The 23,628-nt window shown below is 54.4% G+C and carries 18 protein-coding genes and 2 pseudogenes; 8 read left to right on the plus strand and 12 right to left on the minus strand.

The features are described 5' to 3' along the window. Positions 1-9: 9 nt before the first annotated feature. The 6 genes from GC56T3_RS02410 to GC56T3_RS02435 form a co-directional block, all read right to left on the minus strand. Complete coding sequence (locus GC56T3_RS02410; RefSeq protein WP_013144241.1) at positions 10-852, minus strand: xanthine dehydrogenase family protein subunit M; 843 nt, start codon at positions 850-852, stop codon at positions 10-12. Beyond that, positions 839-3,166, minus strand: a complete 2,328-nt coding sequence (locus tag GC56T3_RS02415; protein ID WP_013144242.1) for a xanthine dehydrogenase family protein molybdopterin-binding subunit — start codon at positions 3,164-3,166, stop codon at positions 839-841. Before GC56T3_RS02415 ends, GC56T3_RS02410 begins: the two co-directional genes overlap by 14 nt. Beyond that, positions 3,153-3,791 carry a xanthine dehydrogenase accessory protein PucB gene (pucB, locus tag GC56T3_RS02420; RefSeq protein ID WP_013144243.1) on the minus strand — a complete coding sequence of 213 codons (639 nt, stop codon included), beginning with the start codon at positions 3,789-3,791 and terminating at the stop codon, positions 3,153-3,155. Before pucB ends, GC56T3_RS02415 begins: the two co-directional genes overlap by 14 nt. After that, positions 3,788-4,813 carry an XdhC family protein gene (locus GC56T3_RS02425; RefSeq protein ID WP_013144244.1) on the minus strand — a complete coding sequence of 342 codons (1,026 nt, stop codon included), beginning with the start codon at positions 4,811-4,813 and terminating at the stop codon, positions 3,788-3,790. Before GC56T3_RS02425 ends, pucB begins: the two co-directional genes overlap by 4 nt. 204 nt (positions 4,814-5,017) lie before the next feature. Then, the gene (locus tag GC56T3_RS02430) at positions 5,018-5,197 is read right to left on the minus strand and encodes a hypothetical protein (RefSeq protein ID WP_013144245.1); all 180 of its coding nucleotides are present in this window, start codon (positions 5,195-5,197) and stop codon (positions 5,018-5,020) included. 15 nt (positions 5,198-5,212) lie between these two features. Then, positions 5,213-6,058 (minus strand): SPFH domain-containing protein, encoded by an 846-nt coding sequence (locus GC56T3_RS02435; protein ID WP_013144246.1) that lies wholly within the window; start codon positions 6,056-6,058, stop codon positions 5,213-5,215. Between the two features lie 271 nt (positions 6,059-6,329). Between GC56T3_RS02435 and hutP the strand changes: the two genes are divergently transcribed. The 8 genes and pseudogenes from hutP to GC56T3_RS02475 all read left to right on the plus strand — a co-directional run bounded on the left by hutP (position 6,330) and on the right by GC56T3_RS02475 (position 16,851). Then, positions 6,330-6,776, plus strand: coding sequence for a hut operon transcriptional regulator HutP (gene hutP / locus GC56T3_RS02440; protein ID WP_013144247.1), 447 nt, complete (start codon positions 6,330-6,332; stop codon positions 6,774-6,776). A 117-nt stretch (positions 6,777-6,893) separates the two neighbouring features. Next, positions 6,894-8,408, plus strand: coding sequence for a histidine ammonia-lyase (hutH, locus tag GC56T3_RS02445; RefSeq protein WP_013144248.1), 1,515 nt, complete (start codon positions 6,894-6,896; stop codon positions 8,406-8,408). A 658-nt stretch (positions 8,409-9,066) separates the two neighbouring features. Continuing rightward, positions 9,067-9,795 carry a TerC family protein gene (locus GC56T3_RS02450; RefSeq protein ID WP_193568249.1) on the plus strand — a complete coding sequence of 243 codons (729 nt, stop codon included), beginning with the start codon at positions 9,067-9,069 and terminating at the stop codon, positions 9,793-9,795. A 23-nt stretch (positions 9,796-9,818) separates the two neighbouring features. Further along, on the plus strand, positions 9,819-10,751 hold the full coding sequence (locus tag GC56T3_RS02455; RefSeq protein ID WP_041468187.1) for a D-2-hydroxyacid dehydrogenase: 933 nt from the start codon (positions 9,819-9,821) through the stop codon (positions 10,749-10,751). Between the two features lie 488 nt (positions 10,752-11,239). Beyond that, positions 11,240-12,604 carry an ISLre2 family transposase gene (locus tag GC56T3_RS02460; protein ID WP_041468188.1) on the plus strand — a complete coding sequence of 455 codons (1,365 nt, stop codon included), beginning with the start codon at positions 11,240-11,242 and terminating at the stop codon, positions 12,602-12,604. 641 nt (positions 12,605-13,245) lie between these two features. Further along, positions 13,246-14,385, plus strand: coding sequence for an amidase domain-containing protein (locus GC56T3_RS02465; RefSeq protein WP_013144251.1), 1,140 nt, complete (start codon positions 13,246-13,248; stop codon positions 14,383-14,385). A gap of 102 nt (positions 14,386-14,487) precedes the next feature. After that, a complete protein-coding gene (locus GC56T3_RS02470) occupies positions 14,488-14,826 on the plus strand; it encodes a hypothetical protein (RefSeq protein ID WP_013144252.1) in 339 nt (112 codons plus the stop codon). A gap of 358 nt (positions 14,827-15,184) precedes the next feature. Next, positions 15,185-16,851 (plus strand): annotated as a pseudogene (locus GC56T3_RS02475) (IS1634 family transposase). A gap of 502 nt (positions 16,852-17,353) precedes the next feature. On the opposite strand, the gene GC56T3_RS02480 reads toward GC56T3_RS02475, so the two are convergent. The 6 genes and pseudogenes from GC56T3_RS02480 to GC56T3_RS02505 form a co-directional block, all read right to left on the minus strand. Beyond that, entirely contained in the window at positions 17,354-18,718 is a 1,365-nt protein-coding gene (locus GC56T3_RS02480) for an ISLre2 family transposase (protein ID WP_013145704.1), read from the minus strand. A gap of 512 nt (positions 18,719-19,230) precedes the next feature. Beyond that, a pseudogene (locus GC56T3_RS19150) lies at positions 19,231-19,645 on the minus strand (transposase); the annotation flags it as partial. 123 nt (positions 19,646-19,768) lie between these two features. Then, positions 19,769-20,491 carry a lactate utilization protein C gene (locus tag GC56T3_RS02490; protein WP_013144253.1) on the minus strand — a complete coding sequence of 241 codons (723 nt, stop codon included), beginning with the start codon at positions 20,489-20,491 and terminating at the stop codon, positions 19,769-19,771. Continuing rightward, positions 20,488-21,918, minus strand: a complete 1,431-nt coding sequence (locus tag GC56T3_RS02495; protein ID WP_013144254.1) for a LutB/LldF family L-lactate oxidation iron-sulfur protein — start codon at positions 21,916-21,918, stop codon at positions 20,488-20,490. Before GC56T3_RS02495 ends, GC56T3_RS02490 begins: the two co-directional genes overlap by 4 nt. Before the next feature lie 17 nt (positions 21,919-21,935). Continuing rightward, the gene (locus GC56T3_RS02500) at positions 21,936-22,655 is read right to left on the minus strand and encodes a (Fe-S)-binding protein (RefSeq protein ID WP_013144255.1); all 720 of its coding nucleotides are present in this window, start codon (positions 22,653-22,655) and stop codon (positions 21,936-21,938) included. Between the two features lie 108 nt (positions 22,656-22,763). Then, on the minus strand, positions 22,764-23,489 hold the full coding sequence (locus GC56T3_RS02505; protein WP_013144256.1) for a FadR/GntR family transcriptional regulator: 726 nt from the start codon (positions 23,487-23,489) through the stop codon (positions 22,764-22,766). Positions 23,490-23,628 lie beyond the last annotated feature (139 nt).

The raw sequence follows: 23,628 nt of genomic DNA on the forward strand, positions 1-23,628 counted from the left end.
ACCTCCTGTTTAGACGGTTTCCCCATCTCCGAGCTCACGAAGCATATCTTCAAGCAGCTGGGCGGCCACGAACAGCCGGTAGTCCGCCGAGCCTTCAATATCGTGCAAAATCGGGCGAGGGAAGGCGTCAACCGCCGCTTGGATTCGTTCACCAACTGGGCGGCTCCGGTCGTTTACATGCGCCTCGACTTCAGCGGAGCGGAACGGGAACGGACAGACGCCGCTTAGAGCAACGCGAACCGTCCCGTCTTTTTTCAGCGCTGCAATCGTCACAAGCGGGTAGCCGACTTCCCCTTGCTTGCGGCGCTTGCGGTGGAAATGGGGCAGGGTGGCGGCGGCGCGATCGACCTTAAATTGGACGACAAATTCACCGCGGCCAAGCTGCAGCTGTTGATGAAACATGTCAAGGAAGCGGCATTGCCTGATGCCGTATGGTCCGGCGATGATGACATCCGCCTCGGCGACGAATAGCGGCAGTGCGGTCTCACGGTAAAAAATTTGTCCGCAGATGTTGCCGCCGAGCGTAATTTGGTTGCGCGCTGTCCGGTCGGCGACTTCTCGCGCCGCTTTTGTCAATAACGGGAACGGATTTGCTTCTTCGAGCTCGGCGAGGGAGAGCGCCGCTCCAAGCACGAGAGAATCATGGCCGACATCAAGTGCCCGACATTCAGGGATCGCTTTTATGTCAATGACGGCGGCGGTGCGGACAAGGTTCAAACGAGACAACGTGATGATCTCCGTGCCGCCGCCGTAGTAGAGCGGTCGTTTTCCGTCCCGCTCGAGCGCCGCAAACAGCGCTGTCGCTTCGGCGATCGACTGCGGCCGGTAGTAGGCAAAGTCAAACGGAACCATAGGAGTCCCCTTTCTGTTTCCGCCAAATGAGTTCAGGCACAAGCGGCAGTTCATTGAGCGGCACGCCGGCAGCGAGCGACAAGGCGTTTGCCAAGGCGGCGGGCATGCCGATCAAGCCATGTTCGCCGATGCCGCGAGCGCCGTATGGGGCATCGATTTGCGGCGTTTCGACAAACTCAACGATGTATTCCGGATGTTCGCCGAAGCGAATCGGCCGGTATGTGCGCAGCTGCGGGTTTAACACGCGCTGTTCGTTGTCAAAAAGAAACCCTTCGCGGCTGGCAAAGCTCAGCCCCATGCTCATCGCCCCCATGGCCTGGCCAAGCGCTGCCTTTGGGTTGAGCACTTTACCGGCATCAATGACCGCATACGCTTTGACAATGCGATACGTGTAGTCGCGTCGGTTGAATTCAATTTCCACTCCCTCGGCGCATACGCCCCATTCCGGTCCCGGTTGGCCGGCGCCGGTCTCCGGGTCAAGCGGGGTCAAGCGGCGCAAAATGTAGTGGCCGCGCCCGATCACTTGCCCGCCGATGGCGTTGCCGTTCGGAAACTTGTAGCCGTAGGCGATGTCTTTGATCGGAAGAAAGATGGCCGGGTCATCGCGCAAAAAGACGCGTCCGAACCCGACTTCCAAATCGTCCGGTGAGGCCCGCAAGACGCAGGCGGCGATGTCTTTTAACTGACGGATGGCGTCATCGGCAGCGGCAAGCGCCGCGCGTCCGGCCATAAACGTCCCGCGGCTGGCGACCGTTTTCCAATGTTCGGGCGTCGTCTGTGTATCGATGTCCATTTTGACATGAACTTGATCGACATCCATCTTCAGCCGTTCGGCGACGATTTGTGCGAGCACCGTTTTCGTGCCCGTTCCAATTTCGACGACGCCGGAGATGACGTTGACACTGCCGTCGGAGTTGAACGTTAAGATGACGCCCGAGCTCGCGTCGGTGTCGATTGTCGATGTTTTCCAGCCGGCGCCGATTCCTTTCGCTCTTACCGTATAGGCATCCACTTCGACGCGTTGCCACTCGTCCCAGCGCATCAGCTCGCGCAATCGGTCGAGGCAGGAGGGCATGTTGCCGACGTTGCTTTTGGTGAGCCGCACTTGCGTGGGCGTCGTGTGGCCTGGGCGGATGGCGTTTTTGCGCCGCACTTCCCATGGGTCAAGCTGCAGTTCCTGCGCCAGCTCATCGATGGCCCGCTCGATGGCAAATGCCTGTTCGCAATGGCCAAAACTGCGAAACGGCGTCGCGTACGGGCGGTTCGTATAGACGCACAATGAATCACAAAAGACGTTTTCGACATGGTACGGGCCGGTGCAATCGACGGCTGCGGCGCGGCTGACATCGATCGCCTTGTCGGAATAAGCCCCGCCGTCAAATAGAAATAAGATTTCCATGGCCTTGAACAAGCCATCTTTTGTCGCGCCGATTTTGACGGTTGCCTCCAAACCGATATGGACGGGCGAAGTGACCATGTCATGCTCGCGGCTGTTCCAGACGCTCACTTTTCGGCCGCCGACCGCTTTGGAGGCAAGGTAGGCGAGCAGCTCAAGCTGAACGGGCGCTTTTCCTCCGTAGGCGCCGCCGACAAGCGGCGTATGAACGATGACTTTGCCGGTTTCTTCGCCAAAATACGTATGAAGCAACTTCTTGATCATAAACGGTGACTGTGAGGAGGCGGAAATATGGATCGTGCCGTCCGGCCAAATTTCCGCCGTGGCGCAGCGTGTTTCCATCGCGATATGATCGGAAGGGGCGAACGATACGCTCGTTTCGACGATGACGTCGCTTTCCGCAAACCCTTGTTCAATGTTGCCTTTTCGGATTTTCGTCCGGTGGGCGACGTTTGTCCCCGGCTCAGGATGAGTCGTTTTGTTTTTTTCATAATGGTCGAGATGTTCATGCAATAATGGAGCGCCTTCTTTCAACGCCTCACTCGGTGAACCGACGGCTGGAAGCGGTTCGTAAACGACGCGGACGAGGCGGGCCGCTTGTTCGGCTTGCGCGAGCGTATCGGCGACGACGACGGCGACGACTTCGCCATAGTAGCGCACTTTGTCGACGGCGATCGGCGGACGATCGCGCATGTCTTCACCGGTGAGCGGAAGCCCTTCACCGGTCACAACAGCATGGACGCCGGGGGCGGCGAGCGCGCGGCGTGCATCCAGCGAGAGGATGCGCGCATGGGCGTATGGGCTTGTCACCAGAGCAGCATGAAGCATCCCCTGTTCTTTGAAATCGTTCGTATATTTCGCCCGGCCGGTCACTTTATCCCACGCTTCTTTGCGGATGATGCTTTTACCGACGGCCACGGTGGCGTCCCTCCTTTTCTCCTCGATCCATGACGGCACGCTTATAACCATCTTTTGTGTCAATGTCGATGCCGATCGTCTCATCGCCTTCATACAAGAGACCGCGCCAACGCGGATGGTGAAACAGTGTGCGCCCGCCCGCATCGCCCCTTAGAGAAAGCAAGGCAGGAAACATTTGTTTCCCAAAAATGACTGGGGGCATCGGCGTGCCGAAGCGGGTGAAGGCGACGTAATCAGGACGGTGGCGGCGGTAAAGGTCGGTAAGCGCATTGATTACGTCCGCAGTGACAAACGGTTGGTCCGCCAACAATACGACAGCGGCGTCCGCCCCGCTAGCGAGCGATTCCCGCAAGCCGCAGGCAAGCGAATGCGCCTGCCCACGGCAATGGTCAGCGCAACGGGTGAAGCGGCACTTTTCATGATTCTGAAGTTCAGCCGGAAGCCACGCGAGCGCATCGTCCGGAGGAACGACGACGATGACGGGCGCAAGGCAAGAATGAAGCGCAGCCTGAAGGCCAGCGGCGCCCAGCGTGCTTTCTCCCCAAGGCAAAGCGCGTTTATCCGTTCCCATCCGCCGGCTTTCTCCAGCCGCCAAATAAATGCCAGCGATGGTTGGGCAATTCATGATACTCTCTCCGTTGATCGCCCGCGAAGGACGCTGATCAATTCGGCGGTGATGCTGATGGCGATTTCGTGCGGACCGCGTGCGCCGATGGAAAGCCCTGCCGGCGAACGGACAAATGGAGGCGTCGAGCCGGAAGGAAAGAGGCGGTCCGTGCGCCGCCGCGGACCGAGCACACCGAGATAAGCGAGTGGCATGTCGGCTAACAAGGAAACGAGTTCGCGGTCGCGTTCAAACTGGTGGGTCATGATGACAACAAAGTCGCGCTCGTTTAGGCGAAGCCGCGGAACGGTTTCATGCGGAAAGCCCATGACGAAGGCGTCGGCGTCCGGCACGTGGGATGGGTGGCAAAACGCTGGGCGCCAATCGCTTACGGTGACGGAAAACCCGGCGGCTTTGGCTGCTGAGACGAGCGGCGGCGCGTCTGGTCCGGCGCCGAACACGATGAGGCGCGGTTTTGGCCAAAAGTGCTGAACGTAAAACGCCTCCCCATCTGCCTCATACCATCCATTCCATCCCCTGAAAGGCGGCGCATCGCGAAGCCATTCAGTCCATTCTGGCCTCGGCATCGGGCCGTTGCCAAAGCGCTCTCCGGTTTCGCTTTGGAAAAACGGCGGTTCGTTTCGGTTTGAGAGGCTGCGTGCCATGAGAACATGCTCGCCGTGTTCAAGGCAGCGTTTGAGCGCCAGCCAGACCGGTTTTGTGTCCCCCGTCACCGGCTCAAACCAAACACGGATGAGGCCGTTGCAACCAGCACCCTGCCCCCACGACAAATCGTCCTCGGTCCGCAAATCAAACGAGATAGCAGCTGAATGGCGGTTGGCCAATACCTCACGCGCGTAGGCCGCCACCGCTTCTTCGAGGCATCCGCCGCTCAGCAGCCCGACCGTTTCCCCATTTGCGCCAATCCACATGCATGTTCCTTCTTTTTGATAAGCCGAGCCCTCAACGTCGATGATGATGGCTAACACGCCATCGCCTGGTGCGCCGGCGATCGCTTCGAGCACAGCATAGTAGCTTTCCATGCTCTTCCTCCTTCCTCATGGCGCCAAAGGCTGCTAAGTTGTTGAAAGCGCGGCGGGACGATCAATAAAATTTCGTAATGGCTGTAAGCGGCGACAGCAGGTGGGCCATTAGGTCGTCCCTCTTTCGAAAAAGAGCTCTGCTATCATTATATTTCTGTAACAAATGACCATGACTGAAAAAGGAAAGAAGCCAGCCGTCATCGGCTAGCTTCCTTGTTTTGGATCGTTTTTTCCTTTTCCGAGCCGTCCAGCCCGCTTCGCCGCCTCCCGCAGCAAATACTCGATTTGGGCGTTGACGCTGCGAAACTCGTCTTGCGCCCATTGCTCTAGTATGGCGTACAGGTCATAATCAATGCGCAAAGGGAATTGTTTTTTCTTTGCCATCGCACTCCACAACCATCAGTATAGACTGCCGGTATTGATCACCGGCTGGGCGGCGCGCTCGGAGACGATCGCCACCATTAAGTTGTTCACCATCGCCGCTTTTCGTTCATCATCTAACTCTAAAACGTTTTCTTTGTCAAGCTGTTCGATCGCCATGCGCGCCATCGAGACGGCGCCTTCGACGATTTTTTTCCGGGCGGCCAAAATGGCGGCGGCTTGCTGGCGTTGGAGCATGGCGCCCGCGATTTCCGGCGAGTAGGCCAAGTGGGTGAGGCGCGCTTCCATCACGTCAACTCCGGCAATGCGCAGCCGTTCTTGCAATTCTGCGGCAAGCACATCGGAAATGACATCCGCATTGCCGCGCAGCGTAATGTCGTTGTCGTCTTCAAACGTGTCGTACGGATATTTTGTCGCCACATGGCGGATAGCGGCTTCACTTTGAATCTCGACGAATTGTTCATAATCATCAACGTCAAACACCGCCTTGGCTGAATCAATGACGCGGAAGACGACGACGGCGGCAATTTCAATTGGATTGCCTTGAACATCGTTCACTTTCAACTTGTTGCTCGTGAAGTTGCGCACGCGCAGCGATACTTTCTTTCGAACGGTGAGCGGCACGGTGAAAAACAGCCCGCTGTCGCGAATCGTGCCGAAATAGCGGCCGAAAAAAGTGAGGACTTTGGCTTGGTTCGGCTGCACGATGGTGATGCCGGTTGCGAGCAAGGCCGCAAGAACGAAGCAGACGATGGCCAATAAGAGCTGCGCTTGGATCAAGCTGATAAAGCCGGCAACCAGCAAGAGCGCAATGCAGCCGATGCCGATAAATCCATCCATACGCCATGCTTCTTGTTCTCTCATACCTATCCCCCTAATAGTGTCGATTTGATATTTATATGATATCATATAATCAAAAAATGGAAACAGGGATTGATCATGTTAAGACGAGAAGAGGGATTCGCCCATAGCTCGCCACGAGGCAGATGTTTCTAACTATTTTCCATCCAGAAGCATAAAGGCGATCGTTCAGCCTGTTAATGTTTTAATGTGCTAAAAAATGGAAATTCATAATTGACATCGCTTTCATTGTCATCATACAATAGAAAAAAAGACCAATAGGTGTGTAGAAGCAATGGAAACACGACAAGCGCGCATCGGCCGGCTGGCATTGCTGCTGGCGATGCTTGACGAGGGAGAGGAAGACCCGATCCTCAACCAGCTTGAGGCGCTCGCTTGGCGCTATTGTCAAGGGCGGGTCGGGGCGATGGAGCCGCAAAAAATCGTCGCGGCGATTGAGACGGCGGCGAAACGGCATGGAGTGGTTGACGGTGGCTTGTACCGTGAGATGCACGCCTTATACCATGCGATTTTAGAGGCAGTGCATGGCGTGACGAGAGGGCAGGTAGAGCTGGGAGATTTGTTGAGAACCGCTGGCCTTCGTTTCGCCGTGGTGCGCGGTATGCCGTATGAACAACCGAACGAAGGGGAATGGATCGCCGTTGCGTTGTACGGGACGATCGGCGCCCCGGTGCGCGGGCTCGAGCACGAGGCGGCCGGGCTCGGAATCAATCATATATAGGAGCGATCCATGCCTAGAGCGATGAGTCATGAGGAGGCGAATGCTGCCATATGGCAGGCGCCTCCTTTTTATTTGCCCAGGCGTTCGATTAGGAAAACAAAGGAAGGGGATGGAATGATGATCGTATTGACCGGACATACATTGACAATCGATGAGGTAAGACGTGTTGTCTATGAGCGGGAGCGGGTGGCGGCCGATGAGGAAAGCATGAGGGCTGTCGAGAAAAGCCGCGCGGCAGTGGAACAAGCGATCTCCAATGGACGGACGATCTATGGCGTGAATACGGGTTTTGGCAAACTCGCCGATGTGCGTATTGAAGGAAGCGACCTTGAACAGCTGCAAATCAATCTTCTTCGCTCGCACGCCTGCGCGGTCGGCGAGCCATTTGCCGAAGAGGTGGTGCGAGCGATGCTTCTTTTGCGAGCCAACGCGTTGTTAAAAGGGTATTCCGGTGTCCGGCCGGCGGTCATTGAGCAGCTGCTCGCGTTTTTGAACGCCGGCATCCATCCGATCGTGCCCCAGCAAGGTTCCCTCGGCGCCAGCGGCGATTTAGCGCCGCTCGCCCATTTGGCGCTGGCGTTTGCCGGCGAGGGAGAGGCGATGTACCAAGGGCGGCGGATGCCTGCCGCCCAAGCGCTTTCACAAGCGGGGATTTCACCGCTTTCCCTTCAGGAAAAAGAAGGGCTGGCGCTTATTAACGGCACGCAGGCGATGACGGCCGTCGGAGCCCTTGCTTACTTAGAGGCGGAACAACTGGCGTATGACAGTGAATGGATCGCGGCGCTGACGATTGAGGCGCTTTATGGCATTGTGGACGCATTTGACGCCCGCATCCACGCAGCCCGCGGGTTTCAGGAGCAGGCGGAGGTGGCGGAACGGCTGCGCCGCTATTTAGCTGGCAGCCAACTCACAACAAGGCAAGGGGAGCGGCGCGTGCAAGATGCGTACTCCATCCGCTGCCTCCCGCAAGTGCACGGAGCGTCGCTTAGGGCGCTTCGTTATGTGAAGGAAACGCTTGAAATCGAAATGAACGCTGCTACGGACAATCCGCTTATTTTTGCGGACGGGACGGTGCTCTCTGGCGGCAACTTTCACGGCCAGCCCGTTGCGATCGTCATGGATTTGTTGAAAATCGCGGTGGCGGAGATGGCCAACATCAGCGAACGCCGCATCGAACGGCTCGTCAATCCGCAGCTTAGCGAAGGCTTGCCGCCGTTTTTAAGCCCACAGCCTGGCTTGCAGTCGGGAGCGATGATTATGCAATATGTCGCCGCTTCGCTCGTATCGGAAAACAAGACGCTCGCCCATCCGGCCAGCGTCGATTCGATTCCGTCATCGGCCAACCAGGAAGACCATGTCAGCATGGGAACGACCGCCGCCCGCCATGCGTACATGATCGTGCAAAACGCTCGAAAAGTGTTGGCGATTGAGCTCATTTGCGCTTTGCAGGCGGTGGAGGAACGCGGCATCGAGCGCATGGCCCCGTCAACGCGGCGGTTTTACCATGAGGCGCGCCGACTCGTTCCGTCGATTGTGGTGGACCGCGTCTTTTCCGATGATATCGAAGCGATGGCTAGGTGGCTTGGGGAAAGAGCCAAACATCGCGTTCTCCCCGATGAAGCGAGAGCTTAGAAGTCTGGTGAGAAAGAACTAGGAAGTTGTGGGGGTGCAAAGGTTTGGCTCTTCACCGCAACATGTACTTGACAAGCAATGCGGTTTCCTGCACAAGGATATGCAAAAATCACTGATTTGCTGGTTTTCCCTCACAAGCGTAAATAGGGTATGTTCAGAAAAAATCAAGTACAACTTTTGGTGAAGAGCCAAAGGTTTTTGGAAAATGCTATTAGAGGACAGCGTTTCCCTTGAATCACCAGCTGTTTCAAGAAGGACAGAGCATAGTGGGCGTAGAGGCGTGAGAGCGTTCAAGGATAGGTGTTTGAAAAAATGGTAGTTATATAGACCTTGATCGTTTCGCTGTATACATGCAACATGAAGAGTTAACCTCTCCGTTATCCTGCACACCCTAAGCGCTGCATCACTTCCTTCAAAGATCCTGTGGGCTCAATCTACAAGCTGAGCCATGGGGGAGGAAGTTAGTTGAAGGAGAAGGCAAATGTTCATTTTTCAATGAGCATGTATATAGAGATAGGGAAGCAGTCATCAGTGAAGATGGTTTGCTTCCTTAACTTTTTCTACGGAGTTCGGACGATGCAGTGAGCCTTCCCCATATTGGTTAGGACGAGAGCATTGACAGTCTATTCCATTGTTGTCCCCCAGTCGAATTTGCAGTATGATGAAGAAGAGAGACAAAGGGGAAAGGGTGGGTATATCATTGACAATTTCTGCCGCGGCGCTGTTGGCGTTATGGAAGATTATTGCGATTGACATCATTTTGTCGGGGGATAATGCGGTCGTCATTGCGATGGCGACGCGGCGGTTGCCGAACGACCAGCGGAACAAGGCGATTTTTTTTGGAACGGCGGGGGCGGTGCTGCTGCGCATTTTGTTTGCGGTTGTCATCGTCTTTTTGCTCAACATCCCGTTCGTCCACTTTGCCGGTGGCTTGTTGCTCGTATGGATCGCCTATAAAGTGCTCGTTGAGCGGGAAGAGGAAGCAAACGTAAGATCGGCAGACCGGTTGTTGAAGGCGATTATGACGATTATGATCGCCGATGCAGTCATGAGCTTGGACAATGTCGTCGCCGTCGCCGGAGCGGCGGAAGGGCATCTTGGCATGCTGGCGCTCGGGGTAGCGATCAGCATTCCGATCATGGTTTTCGGATCGAAAGCGATCGTCCACATCATGGAAAAACATCGTTGGATTGCGTACGTTGGTTCGGGCATTTTGGCGTGGACGGCCGGAAAGATGATGGCGGGGGATGAAGGGGTGCTGCATTGGTTTCACCTTTCTTATGGCCCGTTCGTCTACGCGGTTGCCGCCGGCGTGACGATTTTGGTCGTGTCTGCCGGCTATATCACGAATAAAAAGGCCGAGCGTGAAGAAGGGACGCTGATTTGAGCGGTTGGGGGTGGTGTGATGCCATGAACATCCAACGCATTCTCGTGACGGGAAGGCTTTATGCCGAGCTTGCCGCCCTTCTTCCGGACAAGCGGCCCGATAAAGCGTTTCGCTTTGTGGCGGAAGAAGAATTGACGGCCAATGATTTCGCCTGGGCGGATGCGTACGTCGGCTTTCGTCCGGCCGGGCCGTTTTCGCTCGCCAATTTGCGCTGGGTGCATTCGCTCGGCGCGGGCGTTGACGCGTTTTTGTGGAAGCGGGAATGGAAGAAGAACGTGTTGCTGACGCGGACGATCGGGTCATTTGGCGAGCAGATCGCCGAATATTGCCTCAGCTACTTATTGCGCGACGCCCAATGTCATGACGTTTATGCATGGTATCAAGAACAGCGGCAGTGGAAGCCGCTCGCTCCGAAACGGCTTGGTGAACAGCGGGTTGTCATTTACGGGACGGGTGAGATCGGCCGGCGCATCGCGGAAACGCTTCGTCTGTTCGGCGTTTCGCCGATCGGCGTATCGCGAAGCGGCCGAGAAACGCCGCCGTTTTCGGCTGTTTGCCGCCATGAAGAGGCGGGGGAAGCGCTTGCTTGTGCTGATTGGGTGATCGCTGCGCTTCCGCTGACAGAGGAAACGCATCATCTCTTTGACGAGACGTTTTTTGCCTGTTTGCACAACGCGGGCTTTATCAATGTTGGGCGTGGGGCGACGGTTGATGAGACGGCGCTTGTCGGCGCGTTGGAAAACCGAAATGTGCGCCTCGCCGTGCTTGATGTGTTTGAAGAAGAGCCGCTGCCGCCGCACTTGCCGCTTTGGGTTCATCCGAATGTCATCATCACCCCGCATATCGCGGCGCTCACATCGCCAGAGGACGCCGCCCAAAGCATCTTGGACACGCTCCGCCGCATCGAAGCCGGCGAACCGCTTGACAATGCGGTCGATGTCAGCCGGCGGTATTGAACCGGCATTTCGCGTCTTAACCGCGTCACAAAGGCTTTTTTAGTAACTTTTTGACCAGCACAACGAGCGATGACAGCTCTTTTTTGGCCATCGCTCTTCCCTCCTTGTGACATCAATGCTTTCGTCCATGCCCAAACCTTCCACAATCTTTCGCTGATCAGGGGGAGCGGGCGGCCCGGTGCGTTCCACGTATATTCGGCTGTGATGTTGTTGGCCTTTGTCTCATAAAACAAGCGAATCGAGTCGCCGGTGTTGGCAAAAAGGGGAACATTGAAAAAAATCTGTCCCATTGCGGAAGTGTGAGTAAAATATTTGTGGGTGACATTCCGAAATGATCCCCGACGAGGGTTGCGAACTTTTGTTCGCGACGCTCGTCGGGGCCACCAAGCGAAGCGCGGTAGAAAAAAGCAAATGTCATGCAAAAAGGACTCTCTCCCTGCTATGATGGTGATTGTCAACATCAACCGAAAACAGGAGGGAGAGAGTCCATGAAACATCTTACCACAGAATGGCCTTTATTAAAAGAGCTGGAGGAACAATTAGTCAGAACTCTTCAAAAGGTGTTCGCTGTCTTGTTGGCGGCCCTTTTGGAGGAGATTGATCAACAACTGGCGGAAGCGCGGGACAAGCGCCGGTATCAGCTGAAAGACAAACGGCCGACTACGATCCAAACGCTGTTTGGAGAAGTGACGTTTCGACGGAACTACTACTATGACCGGCAAACGGGGAACTATACCTTCTTGCTGGATGCCGAATTAGGCTTTGATGGGGCCCGATCGATCAGTCCTTGCCTCGAGGAAACGGCGGTCGAGTTGGCCGTAGAGTGCTCTTCCTACCGCAAAGCGGCTCGCACACTCGAGTCGATCGTAGGGTATGCGGTCATGAGCCACGAGGCGATTCGCCAACTGGTGCTGGAGGCCCCTGTCTCGCTGCACCACCCTGTTTCCAAACGGCACGGCCGAGTGCTGTTTGTGGAGGCGGATGGGCTGTTCATTTCCCGCCAGGGGAAAGGGAAACGGGCGAAAGAAGAGAAAATCCTGGCGATTCACGAGGGATGGAAACGAAACGGTTCGCAGCTTGAGCTGGTAAACCGGCGCCACTACCTCCATGAAGGGGCGGGAGACGTGTGGGAACGGTTTGAAGAGTGGCTGATGAACGAATATGCCTATGATCCGTGCCGGGACCTTTTGATCATCAACGGCGACGCGGCGTCGTGGATCACGGCCTGCCGGGAGTATTTTGGGAAGCGGGCGTGCTTTCAGCCGGATCGATTTCATGTGGCGCGGGAGCTGCGTCAGTGTCTGTCCGGCCATCCGCGTTGGCGGGAGGTGCGGAAGAAGCTGGCGAAACAAGACGAAGAGGGGCTTCTGGTGGAGCTGAACAGCGCGGTCGGCACGTTGGAGGACGAAGCGAAAGAGAAGCAGATGGCTGCCATGATCCGCCGGATCGAGTCGATGCCGGGATGCATCCGGGACTATCGGGAGTGGCTGTCGGAGCAAGGGGTGGAGACGACCGGCATGCGTCCGATGGGCCACGCCGAGAGCGTGATGAGCCGGTTTGCGCATCGGGTGAAATCCCGCCGCAGCTGGAAAGACCAAGGGCTTCGGGCGTTTCTGAGGGCGATGGCGGCCCGAATCGACGGGATCGGGTGGAGAAAGGGACGGTGGGAGGAGCAAGAGCCCCAGTCGGCCGTCTCGGCCTCAACAAAGTCCAAGCGGATCGAACAGGCCAAACGGAAGGCCGGACGGTTATGGGCAGATGTGGTGCGTCAGAATCTACCGTGTCTGCAGCGGTCATCCGGGACGCCGATCCATCAAGCGTTGTCGGCGCTCCGGGATGGTGGTTGGGTGTAAAAAAATGGAATATCGTATCATCGCCTCAAGATGAGGGATGAGAGTCCGAAAGCGCTTACGATATTAATTCCTGAAAATGGTTCGCTAACTAGTGATTGACAACGCCCGTAGTGAACCGAAAAAATGTTCTCCACAAAGTCTTGACTGACTCATTGCGGAAAATACAGTTGATTTGGTAAATTCAGTTTTGTTATGATAACAATAGTTAAATAATCCATGGATTGGAAAGTAAGGAAGGCGAAAAGCAAGGGCGAGTGGCTGGCGTTGGCAGTGGCCGTCCTTGCAAGCAGGAGTGTTTCGCTTCTTCTTTCAATCCGTCTTTCTAAGGTTCGAACGGTAGTTCACGAGTTTTATTGCCATTTGAGTTCAACTTTCTCATATCATAATCAATTGTGATGATCTGCTGAAAACGCAACTTGTTTCCACATCCCTTTGCGACTCCGCAATGACCACGGAACCCAACTTTCTTAACTAGGCATCCAGCAGGTTTAACTCATTGTCATTGATCTAGCTACTATATAGCTGTCATTAAAAAGAGGAGGTGATCCACGAGATTAGGATGGCTCTGCGGTGTGTTTCTTAACTGAATTGGTGTTGATATGGTTGATGGAAAATGGGGATAGCAGAGGAGAGAGAATGTTATGTTTCGCCCATTACACTGGAAGCGATTGGTCATTTCGTTGATTGTGTTCGTGGCAGGACTAACGAGCCTGTTTATTTCAGGGGGGGGGAGCACGGCTACAGCTTTCAGCTTAGTAGCAAGCCCTTCAAGTGACCGTGATCTTGTTGCTGTGCAGCAGACAATTGTCCGAGCTTTAGAGGCACGATGGCGTCTAATGATTGATCCACAGGTGAACATGAAATCGTTTTATGATCCGGACACTTCGGAACAAGAGGAAAGCCGGGAGCGTGCTTATGTGAGAAGACATTACTTGGAACCGGCTGCTCGTGCTGGGTTTCAATATACCAGTGTAAAGGTTCACCCTGTTTTCGAAAATGTTGAGATCAGCGGCAAAACAGCCAAGGTTCAGGTCTTGGTTTCAGTTGAGTATGAGTCTATGTTTCCGGGATCGAATGAAGTCGTGATCACCAAGGAAGCGAACATCCCCTATTTCGCTGCCCTGACCAAACGTGATGGTCATTGGCTGATTGTTAAGATGAGCGGTCAAGATACGTATTCGAAAAGGGGACAGGAGAACGGGGCGACGATTAGGGCATCACGATCAGAGACTTTGCCTGCATCAATCACTGGCGGCGATGTTGTAACTCAAGGTTTTTACACCTATTACTCCCGGCAAGGAGCTGTCAACTACGCCAATCGTTGGTGGAATGGACGTAACCCAAAGTACCGATCCTTTTCGAACGATTGTGCTAATTTTGTCTCGCAGTCTTTCTATGAAGGGGGCTCTGCTCGGCAAGCTTGGGCGGAACCGTATGTTTGGTGGTACAATACCAAAGGGACTTCGGGAACCGGGGATGATGCATGGACTTACAGCTGGTCTGTGGCTCACGATCAAGCGTATCATCTTTCCCGCAATAACGAGACGGATGAGCACCGTAGCACGTACGTTGCGAAGGCAACTGATCTGCAATTGGGTGACAGCATATATTATGATTTTGACGGTGACGGCATCTTGGATCACAGCGCCATTGTCGTTGAGATCAAGAACGGTCAGCCGTATGTCAACTATCATACCAATGATACGTATCACCGTCATTGGGATTTGGGAGCCAAGACGACAAGGTTCCTCCATGTGACGGATTACTATTGGGTGAACTAACTAAGGAGTGCGATGATAGATAATAAAGCAACAATCCAGTCTGCTATGGACGCATTTCAAAGCTAAGATTCTGCTTAAGCTGTGGGAGCGGAGGAGGATGAAGTGCGCATAGGCATCCCGTTGGTTTTAATCCTTGTAATTGCTTTTTTTTCAGGATGTCAGCAGCAACAGACTGTGCCAGGGTATCAAGACATCCCGCTGCATCCACAAGCGAGTGACATTCGTTCGGTGGATGAACGGGTGGAGTTTGTTGTTGCGTCTTCTTCGGCGGAGGAAGTGGCTGACTATTATCTTGACGAATTGGAGAAACGCCAATGGACTCAAGTTGACAGGTGGGGGTCAGCTTTCGTGTATGAGAAGAAGGGAAGGCAGATTTTGCTGGTCGTTACGGATGTGAAAAATCACGCGAAAGTGTCTGTCAGTCCGTTCCACCCGAATTGATCAAGACGTCAAACCGTTGCGAACAACCATTTTTGCCGCATCGAAGCCGGGAAGCCGCTTGCCAATGCGGTCGATGTGAGCCGGCAATATTGAAGGAAAAAGATGTCTCCAAAACACAATGGGACGCCTCTTTTCTATGGCATCATTGTGAAAGGAAGAAGGAATGTTAGAAATCCTGTTGAAACTTACACCCGAGTTCGACAGTTTTGAGGTCATTTTAGGCAAATGGAAATGACCAAAATGCTGTTATATCAAGGGTTTCGTAATGCGGATCCTAGGAAAAAACGCCGAATTTCATAGGCACACGATTTATTAATTTTTTCTTTTAAAAATAAAGTTTATACGTTATAATATAGGCATGTACATACGACGAGTCACACGCAAAAACAAGGATGGAACAACCGTTGCTTATCTCCAGCTTGCTCACAATGAATGGGATCCAAAGGCCAAATATGCGAAAGCGAAGGTGATTTATTCGTTCGGGCGCGAAGACGAGGTGGATCGCGCCGTCCTGGAACGTCTGGCCAAAAGCATTTCGCGATTCCTTTCTCCTGAGCAGGCTTGGGAAGTCGAAACGTTGACAGGAGAAGCTTCCGATGACTTTCAATTCCAGTCATGCAAACACCTCGGCGGCGTTTGGCTCTTGGATCAGCTCTGGAGACAACTGGGGTTGGGAGAGATTCTCCACTCCTTGTTACCTCCCGACATCACCAGATTTCGCTGGAACGGCTGATTTTTGCCATGGTGGCCAATCGCGCCCTTCATCCGTCAAGCAAGTTGGCGATGGAGGAGTGGGTGGAGAAAGACGTGTATATCCCTCACCTTCCTCAAGCCGCCAGCCACCAGTTGTACCGGGCGATGGATGAACTGCTGGCCGTGCAGCCGGAATTGGAACGTCAAGTGTTCCATGCCGTGGCCGATTTATTGAATTTGGAAGTCGACTTGATTTACTTCGATACGACTTCGTCGTACTTCGAAGTGGATCCCTCTGAAACACCGGAAGGAGAATCGCTTCGAAAACAAGGATTCTCGAAAGACAAACGCCCAGACTTGGTTCAAATCGTCATTGGGCTGGCTGTCACCCGGGAAGGAATCCCGATTCGCGCTTGGGTATGGCCTGGCAATACCATGGACATGACGGTCATCAAACAGGTGAAACAAGACTTGATTGGCTGGAAGCTTGGACGTGTGATCAGCGTCATGGACCGCGGCTTTTCCTCTGAAGAGAATTTGCGAATCTTGCAACAGGCCGGGGGACACTACATTGTCGGCGAAAAAATGCGATCCGGCAAAGCCGCCGTCGAAGAGGCCTTAAGCCGTCGCGGACGTTATCATGAAGTGGACGAGAATTTGCACATCAAAGAAATCATCGTGGGCGACGGAGAAGCGCGTCAGCGCTATGTTCTCGTGTACAATCCCAGCGAAGCCGAACGCCAACGCAAGGAGCGGGAAACGCTGCTCGAATCGCTGAAAGAGGAGTTAGAAGGGCTTCGCCAACTCCCAAACGAAGCTCATCATAAGGCGACCTGCCGGTTGCGTTCCCATCCGTCCTACGGAAAATACTTGCGCCAGTTGAAGGACGGAACCCTTCGCATCGACAAGCAAGCGGTTCGTGACGCGGAAAAGTACGACGGCAAATATCTCATCCGGACATCCGATGACACCTTGTCTGCCGAAGATGTCGCCATCGGGTATAAGCAGCTGGTGGATATTGAGCAGGCCTTCCGAACATTGAAGTCTACATTGGAATTGCGACCTATGTATCATCGCTTGGAAGACCGCATTCGGGCGCATGTGCTACTCAGTTGGCTTGCTCTCTTGTTAGTTCGGATCGTGGAGATCCGAACCCATGAATCGTGGCCGAAAGTAAGGGATGAATGTGAGCGTCTTATGCTTGGACATTTTTCTTCCAAAAACGGCGACCTTTATCAACGAACCGAACTGACGGCCAAACAGGCTCAATTCTTTGCGGCTCTAGGGCTGGAGCCTCCTCCGAAGATCCTAGGCATCCATCCTCGCGCCTAGATACACGCCCAAAGTGTGCCCAAATGTCTCTCGTCCCTTTTGCCTCAAGGGGCGAGAGGCATTTTGTTTGCCTAGTGACTGTCGAACTCGGGTTGTTGACAAAAAAGGTTTCAACAGTTATGAGTATAGTTCAGGAGATGAGGCTGGCAATGCGGCTAATAATGCAACAGTTGGTGATGTAATACAGTTCTATAATATCACAAAACTTCGATATTCTCACACCGTATATGCAACTAAGAGGGTATGGAGATCAGAGCGAGGAACTTATGACATTCTTTATTGTGGACATTCAAGTGCAAGACTCGATTATAGTTTAATTGATGCATTTGAGTCAAGCAGTTATTATACAAGGAGTCAGTCAAGACTTTGTGGAGAACATTTTTTCGGTTCACTACGGGCGTTGTCAATCACTAGTTAGCGAACCATTTTCAGGAATTAATATCGTAAGCGCTTTCGGACTCTCATCCCTCATCTTGAGGCGATGATACGATATTCCATTTTTTTACACCCAACCACCATCCCGGAGCGCCGACAACGCTTGATGGATCGGCGTCCCGGATGACCGCTGCAGACACGGTAGATTCTGACGCACCACATCTGCCCATAACCGTCCGGCCTTCCGTTTGGCCTGTTCGATCCGCTTGGACTTTGTTGAGGCCGAGACGGCCGACTGGGGCTCTTGCTCCTCCCACCGTCCCTTTCTCCACCCGATCCCGTCGATTCGGGCCGCCATCGCCCTCAGAAACGCCCGAAGCCCTTGGTCTTTCCAGCTGCGGCGGGATTTCACCCGATGCGCAAACCGGCTCATCACGCTCTCGGCGTGGCCCATCGGACGCATGCCGGTCGTCTCCACCCCTTGCTCCGACAGCCACTCCCGATAGTCCCGGATGCATCCCGGCATCGACTCGATCCGGCGGATCATGGCAGCCATCTGCTTCTCTTTCGCTTCGTCCTCCAACGTGCCGACCGCGCTGTTCAGCTCCACCAGAAGCCCCTCTTCGTCTTGTTTCGCCAGCTTCTTCCGCACCTCCCGCCAACGCGGATGGCCGGACAGACACTGACGCAGCTCCCGCGCCACATGAAATCGATCCAGCTGAAAGCACGCCCGCTTCCCAAAATACTCCCGGCAGGCCGTGATCCACGACGCCGCGTCGCCGTTGATGATCAAAAGGTCCCGGCACGGATCATAGGCATATTCGTTCATCAGCCACTCTTCAAACCGTTCCCACACGTCTCCCGCCCCTTCATGGAGGTAGTGGCGCCGGTTTACCAGCTCAAGCTGCGAACCGTTTCGTTTCCATCCCTCGTGAATCGCCAGGATTTTCTCTTCTTTCGCCCGTTTCCCTTTCCCCTGGCGGGAAATGAACAGCCCATCCGCCTCCACAAACAGCACTCGGCCGTGCCGTTTGGAAACAGGGTGGTGCAGCGAGACAGGGGCCTCCAGCACCAGTTGGCGAATCGCCTCGTGGCTCATGACCGCATACCCTACGATCGACTCGAGTGTGCGAGCCGCTTTGCGGTAGGAAGAGCACTCTACGGCCAACTCGACCGCCGTTTCCTCGAGGCAAGGACTGATCGATCGGGCCCCATCAAAGCCTAATTCGGCATCCAGCAAGAAGGTATAGTTCCCCGTTTGCCGGTCATAGTAGTAGTTCCGTCGAAACGTCACTTCTCCAAACAGCGTTTGGATCGTAGTCGGCCGTTTGTCTTTCAGCTGATACCGGCGCTTGTCCCGCGCTTCCGCCAGTTGTTGATCAATCTCCTCCAAAAGGGCCGCCAACAAGACAGCGAACACCTTTTGAAGAGTTCTGACTAATTGTTCCTCCAGCTCTTTTAATAAAGGCCATTCTGTGGTAAGATGTTTCATGGACTCTCTCCCTCCTGTTTTCGGTTGATGTTGACAATCACCATCATAGCAGGGAGAGAGTCCTTTTTGCATGACATTTGCTTTTTTCTACCGCGCTTCGCTTGGTGGCCCCGACGAGCGTCGCGAACAAAAGTTCGCAACCCTCGTCGGGGATCATTTCGGAATGTCACCCACAAATATTTTACTCACACTTATACAAGATTAAGAGTGATTAAGATTTATTATGGACCACTTATTGCATAAGACAGGGTAGCGTCAAAAGTTTGATGAAAACTCCACACATGCCATCCCATGGAGCATCGTGAGGCATCCTGGGAGCCGGATTCGCCCTTGACCAACACCCGCCAAAGGTGAGAAAGCGTCGTCAAGGGCGACGGGGACAAAAAAGAGGGCATAGGAAAGCCGCCCTTGCCCTTGCCGCATTTTCCCCTTGGCGGTGTTCGGTTGGTCAAGGGTTCGCTTCGCCGAATCCGGCAGGAGTTCTGTTCAACGGGCTCCAGCGAACAAAAAAGTCAGGGCGCCTCTTGTTGGAGAAATGCTTGTGCCATGGCGATCCGTTTCGTCCACCGGGTTGGCACAGGCGGAAGATCCGCCAGTTCCGGGATGACGACCGGCACCCGGCCTTCGAGCGCGCTGTGTGGGCGCAGGAAGTTGAAATACGCCACAAACAGTGTGACAAAAAAGGACACCGAGCCTTCTTCCGCCCCAAATCCGTGAGTCGATCAGCAGCTGCCTTGAAACGTCCGATTGAATCGCTCAATGTGGTTTTGAGTGGACGGAACTCCTCGGACACCGGATCCTCGTTGGTCAGCCGATCACTTGGCGGACATCGAACAGGATCCCTTGCTGGGCAAAGAAGTGCTGCACCAGCAGGTAAAGGGGATTGTCGTCGACGACAAACGACAAGTCGTCCAGGATGGCCGGCAGCTATTGAACCGCGTTTGCCTCATTAAAAGCCGGCGAACCGCTTGACAATGCGGTCGATGTGAGCCGGCAATATTGACGAAAAACGGTGCTCTATGATCGAGAATGGGCACCGTTTCGTTTTGATCAGCGGTCAGTGACGACGATATACGCCGCTTTCATCGGGCCGTGGACGCCGACGACCAAGTTCATTTCAATGTCGGCCGAGTTGCTCGGGCCGGTGATGAAGTTGATGCATGACGGAATGAGGACGCCTTTTTCAATTTGCTCGTGAATGATCGCCGCCGCTTGCGTCATGCGAGGCACAACGGTGCTTTTCGGCACGATGGCGATATACGTTTTCGGCAAAAAGTGAATAGCCCGCCCTTGTTCATTGCGCGAAAACAAAACGACCGTCCCTGACTCGGCGAGTGTGATGTCGCTAAAAGCGATGCCGACGTTCGCCTGTTCGGCGGCGTCAATGTTTTGGCGTCCAAGCGCCGGGTTCCACGTATGGACGGCGATTTGCTCGGCCGGCCATTCGTCTTGAAGCAGAGTGGACAGCCCATACTCGGCAAAGCGCGGGTCATCCGGCACGATGACTGGGCCTCCGCCATAAGCCGTGACTTGTTGCTTGAGCACCCCAGCAAGTCCGGCGTTTGTCGTCTCGATGTAATCAGTATGAATCAGTTTACATTGTTCGCGAAGCACTGCCAACAAGTCGTCTTGGCTATAGCCGGCAAACACTGTCCATTGCGGCGCACAGTCCCATTGCGGCCGGGAGACGCCGGATAGGCGGGGAGCTCTCCCGAGGCGATGGGCGATGTTTTCTAAAAACGCGTCACGGTTGTGAATAGCACCACGCGTCATGATGGGTTTCCTCCTTTTTGGCGGTCGCGGAACCAGTCGCGGAACCGCTCTTTGCTTGGCGCCGGAAATTCGCGGCTTTCCGTCCACGCTTTGAGCGGGCCGGGGCCTTTCGTAATGCGCCCGTCCTCTACAAACGGTGCGAAGGCGCTCGGTGCGAATTTCGTGCCGAAGCGGTACAGCGACGATGAGGCTGTCCCGAGGCGGAACGCTTTCATCGCCAGTTTTTCTGCGGCCGGCGCTTTTCCTTCCCGCTCGACGATGATTTGGCGATGTTTGATGAGAAGCTCGTGAAGCGGGATTTTCACCGGGCATGCCTCCGTACAGGCCGCGCAAAGGGAAGACGCGTACGGAAGCTCCTTGTAGTCGTCGTAACCGTCTAAGAGCGGCGACAAGACCGCTCCGATTGGGCCGGAGTAAATCGAGCCGTACGAATGGCCGCCGATATGGCGATATACTGGACAAACGTTGACGCAAGCCGCGCAGCGGATGCATTGCAATATGGGCTGGAATTCCGTCCCTAAAATCGAGGAGCGTCCGTTGTCAACGATGACGAGATGGAATTCTTCCGGACCGTCAGCGTCTCCTTCATCGCGCGGACCGGTGAGAACGGTGATGTAGCTCGTCAGTTTTTGCCCGACGGCGCTGCGCGTCAGCATGCTCACAAGCACTTCCATCTCCTCAAACGTCGGAACGATCCGCTCCATCCCCATGACGGTAATTTGTGTTTTCGGCAATGCGGTCACCAAATCGGCGTTGCCTTCGTTCGTGACGAGCGTGATCGAGCCCGATTCGGCGATGGCGAAGTTGCACCCGGTGATGCCGATGTCAGCGGTCAAATAGTCGCGCCGCAGCATCTCACGGGCATGGCGGGCGAGTTCAACCGGATCGGACGACTTCGTATAGCCGAGCTTGCGGCGGAAGACGTCGCGAATTTGCTCTTTGTTTTTATGGAGCGCCGGACCGACGATATGCGACGGCGGGTCATGGTCATCGATTTGCAAAATGTATTCGCCAAGGTCCGTTTCGACCACTTGGCAGCCGATGGCTTCGAGCACCGGGTTTAAGTTGATTTCTTCGGTCACCATCGATTTTGATTTGACGATTTTTTTCGCCTGTTTTTCCAAGGCGATGCGGCGGATGTAGTCGTTCGCTTCTTCGGCCGTCTGGGCGAAAAAGACGTGGCCGCCCCGTTTGGCAACGTTTTCACTGAGCTGCATTAAATAATAGTCCAAGTTTTCGAGCGTATGCTTTCGGATTTGTTCGGCGAGCGAGCGCCACTCCTCCCAATGGCCGAGCTCTTCGATGACGCCAAGCCGCCGCACATAGCCGCGGTCTTGCATGCCGGCGACCGCCCCGCGCATAAAATCATTTTGCAAGTTTTCCTCGACCCGCTTCCAAAACGGACCGTTTTCAATTTTCATCGGCATGTCCGAGTCCCCCTCTCTTACTTTTGGTGATTGAGCACTTCCGCGATATGCATGACGCGAATCGGTTTGCCAAGCCGCCCGATGCGGCCGCCGATGTTCATTAAACAGCCGCAGTCGGCGCCGATTAAATAGTCGGCTTCCACTTCTTCGATATGCTCGATTTTTTCATCAACCATTTGTTCGGAAATCGGCCCCATTTTGACGGAAAATGTGCCGCCAAATCCGCAGCATTGATGGGCGTTCGGCAGCGGAACGAGCTCAAGCCCTTTGACATGTTCCAACAGCCGGAGCGGTGCGTCTTTCACGCCAAGAAGCCTTGTCATATGACAGGATGTATGGTATGTTGCCCGCCCGTGGAGAGAGGCGCCGACATCCTCGACTTTGAGCACGTCAACGAGAAATTGCGTCAGCTCGTACGTTTTCGCTGCGAGCCGTTTCGCCTCCGCTTCCCATTCCGGGTCGCCGTGGAAAATGTGCGGATATTCCTTTAACATCGCCGCGCACGAGCCGGATGGGGTGACGATGTAATCAGCGTGGGCGAACGCGCGCATCATCTGTTTCATGGCTTCTTTTGACTCTTTGACATAACCGCTGTTATACGCGGGCTGGCCGCAGCACGTTTGCGCCTCTGGGAAATCAACCTCGCAGCCGAGCCGCTCGAGCAGTTCGACGGTCGCTTTGCCGGCATTCGTGTAAAAGAGATCGATGAGGCACGTGACAAACAACGATACTTTCACTTCTTCTCCCTCCTGCTTTCGGGTTGGATGAGCGGGTCATCTGATGACTATATGTCTATTATAAACCATTTTTTCAGATTCGTAGCTCTTTTTTCGCAAAAAACGCACTCAGTTTGGCTGCTGAGTGCGAACGTAGCGACGCAACACGTTTTCGACATTGGTCAAATGTTCAAGCATGCGCGCCCGGGCGGCGTCCGGATTTTGGTCGCGAATGGCTTCGAAAATCGCTTGGTGTTCGGCAAGCAGCTTTTCGGTCGTCGTTTGTTTCGAAAACAGCCAAATGCGGCGCGTTTCCCGCATCGTTTCAACGATCATGCCGGAGACACTGTTCATGATGCTTGTGAGCATCGGATTTTGCGAAGCCTCGGCGATGGCCATATGAAACGCCCAATCGGCCTTCTCCCCAAGCTCACCGCTGCCGATGCCTTCTTTCATTTGCCGAAGCGCTTGTGCCATCGCCTCAAGGTCGCGCTCTGTCCGTTTGGAGGCGGCGAGCGAGGCGGCTCCTGCCTCAAGCAGCTTGCGCACTTCAAGCAAATGCCAAATATCTTCTTTGTTCATTAAGACAGCCATTGATAACGGAAACGTCATCATCGTCGGATCGAACTCACGGACGTACGTCCCCTCGCCTTGCCGCAGTTCGATCAACCCCATTGCTTTCAAGGCAGTGAGCGCCTCGCGAATGGCGGCGCGCCCAACTTGAAATTGCTCAGCGAGCTGCTGGACGGAATCAAGTTTGTCACCGGGTTTCAGCTCGCCGTTTTTGATCATATCAAAAATCGCTTCGGCCACTTCTTCATAGATTTTTTTCGTTTTGATTCGTTTAAATGCCAATGGTTCCACCTCAATGTTCGGAAGAATGGATTTCCCGTTTTCAAAAGCAATGCGTCCGCACTGTCTATTATGATACAGCATAAAGGGGAAGGACAAGCGCTTTTTTGCGGACGGAAAGGAGAAGGGGATAAGAGAAAAA

The sequence above is a fragment of the Geobacillus sp. C56-T3 genome (assembly GCF_000092445.1).
Classification (GTDB): Bacteria; Bacillota; Bacilli; order Bacillales; family Anoxybacillaceae; genus Geobacillus; species Geobacillus thermoleovorans.

Coding starts and splice junctions, on each gene's coding strand:
- GC56T3_RS02410 (WP_013144241.1), bottom strand. CDS start 852: ATGGTTCCGTTTGACTTTGCCTACTACCGGCCGCAGTCGATCGCCGAA.
- pucB (WP_013144243.1), bottom strand. CDS start 3,791: ATGAATTGCCCAACCATCGCTGGCATTTATTTGGCGGCTGGAGAAAGC.
- GC56T3_RS02425 (WP_013144244.1), bottom strand. CDS start 4,813: ATGGAAAGCTACTATGCTGTGCTCGAAGCGATCGCCGGCGCACCAGGC.
- GC56T3_RS02430 (WP_013144245.1), bottom strand. CDS start 5,197: ATGGCAAAGAAAAAACAATTCCCTTTGCGCATTGATTATGACCTGTAC.
- GC56T3_RS02435 (WP_013144246.1), bottom strand. CDS start 6,058: ATGAGAGAACAAGAAGCATGGCGTATGGATGGATTTATCGGCATCGGC.
- hutP (WP_013144247.1), top strand. CDS start 6,330: ATGGAAACACGACAAGCGCGCATCGGCCGGCTGGCATTGCTGCTGGCG.
- hutH (WP_013144248.1), top strand. CDS start 6,894: ATGATCGTATTGACCGGACATACATTGACAATCGATGAGGTAAGACGT.
- GC56T3_RS02450 (WP_193568249.1), top strand. CDS start 9,067: ATGATGAAGAAGAGAGACAAAGGGGAAAGGGTGGGTATATCATTGACA.
- GC56T3_RS02455 (WP_041468187.1), top strand. CDS start 9,819: ATGAACATCCAACGCATTCTCGTGACGGGAAGGCTTTATGCCGAGCTT.
- GC56T3_RS02460 (WP_041468188.1), top strand. CDS start 11,240: ATGAAACATCTTACCACAGAATGGCCTTTATTAAAAGAGCTGGAGGAA.
- GC56T3_RS02465 (WP_013144251.1), top strand. CDS start 13,246: ATGTTTCGCCCATTACACTGGAAGCGATTGGTCATTTCGTTGATTGTG.
- GC56T3_RS02480 (WP_013145704.1), bottom strand. CDS start 18,718: ATGAAACATCTTACCACAGAATGGCCTTTATTAAAAGAGCTGGAGGAA.
- GC56T3_RS02490 (WP_013144253.1), bottom strand. CDS start 20,491: ATGACGCGTGGTGCTATTCACAACCGTGACGCGTTTTTAGAAAACATC.
- GC56T3_RS02495 (WP_013144254.1), bottom strand. CDS start 21,918: ATGCCGATGAAAATTGAAAACGGTCCGTTTTGGAAGCGGGTCGAGGAA.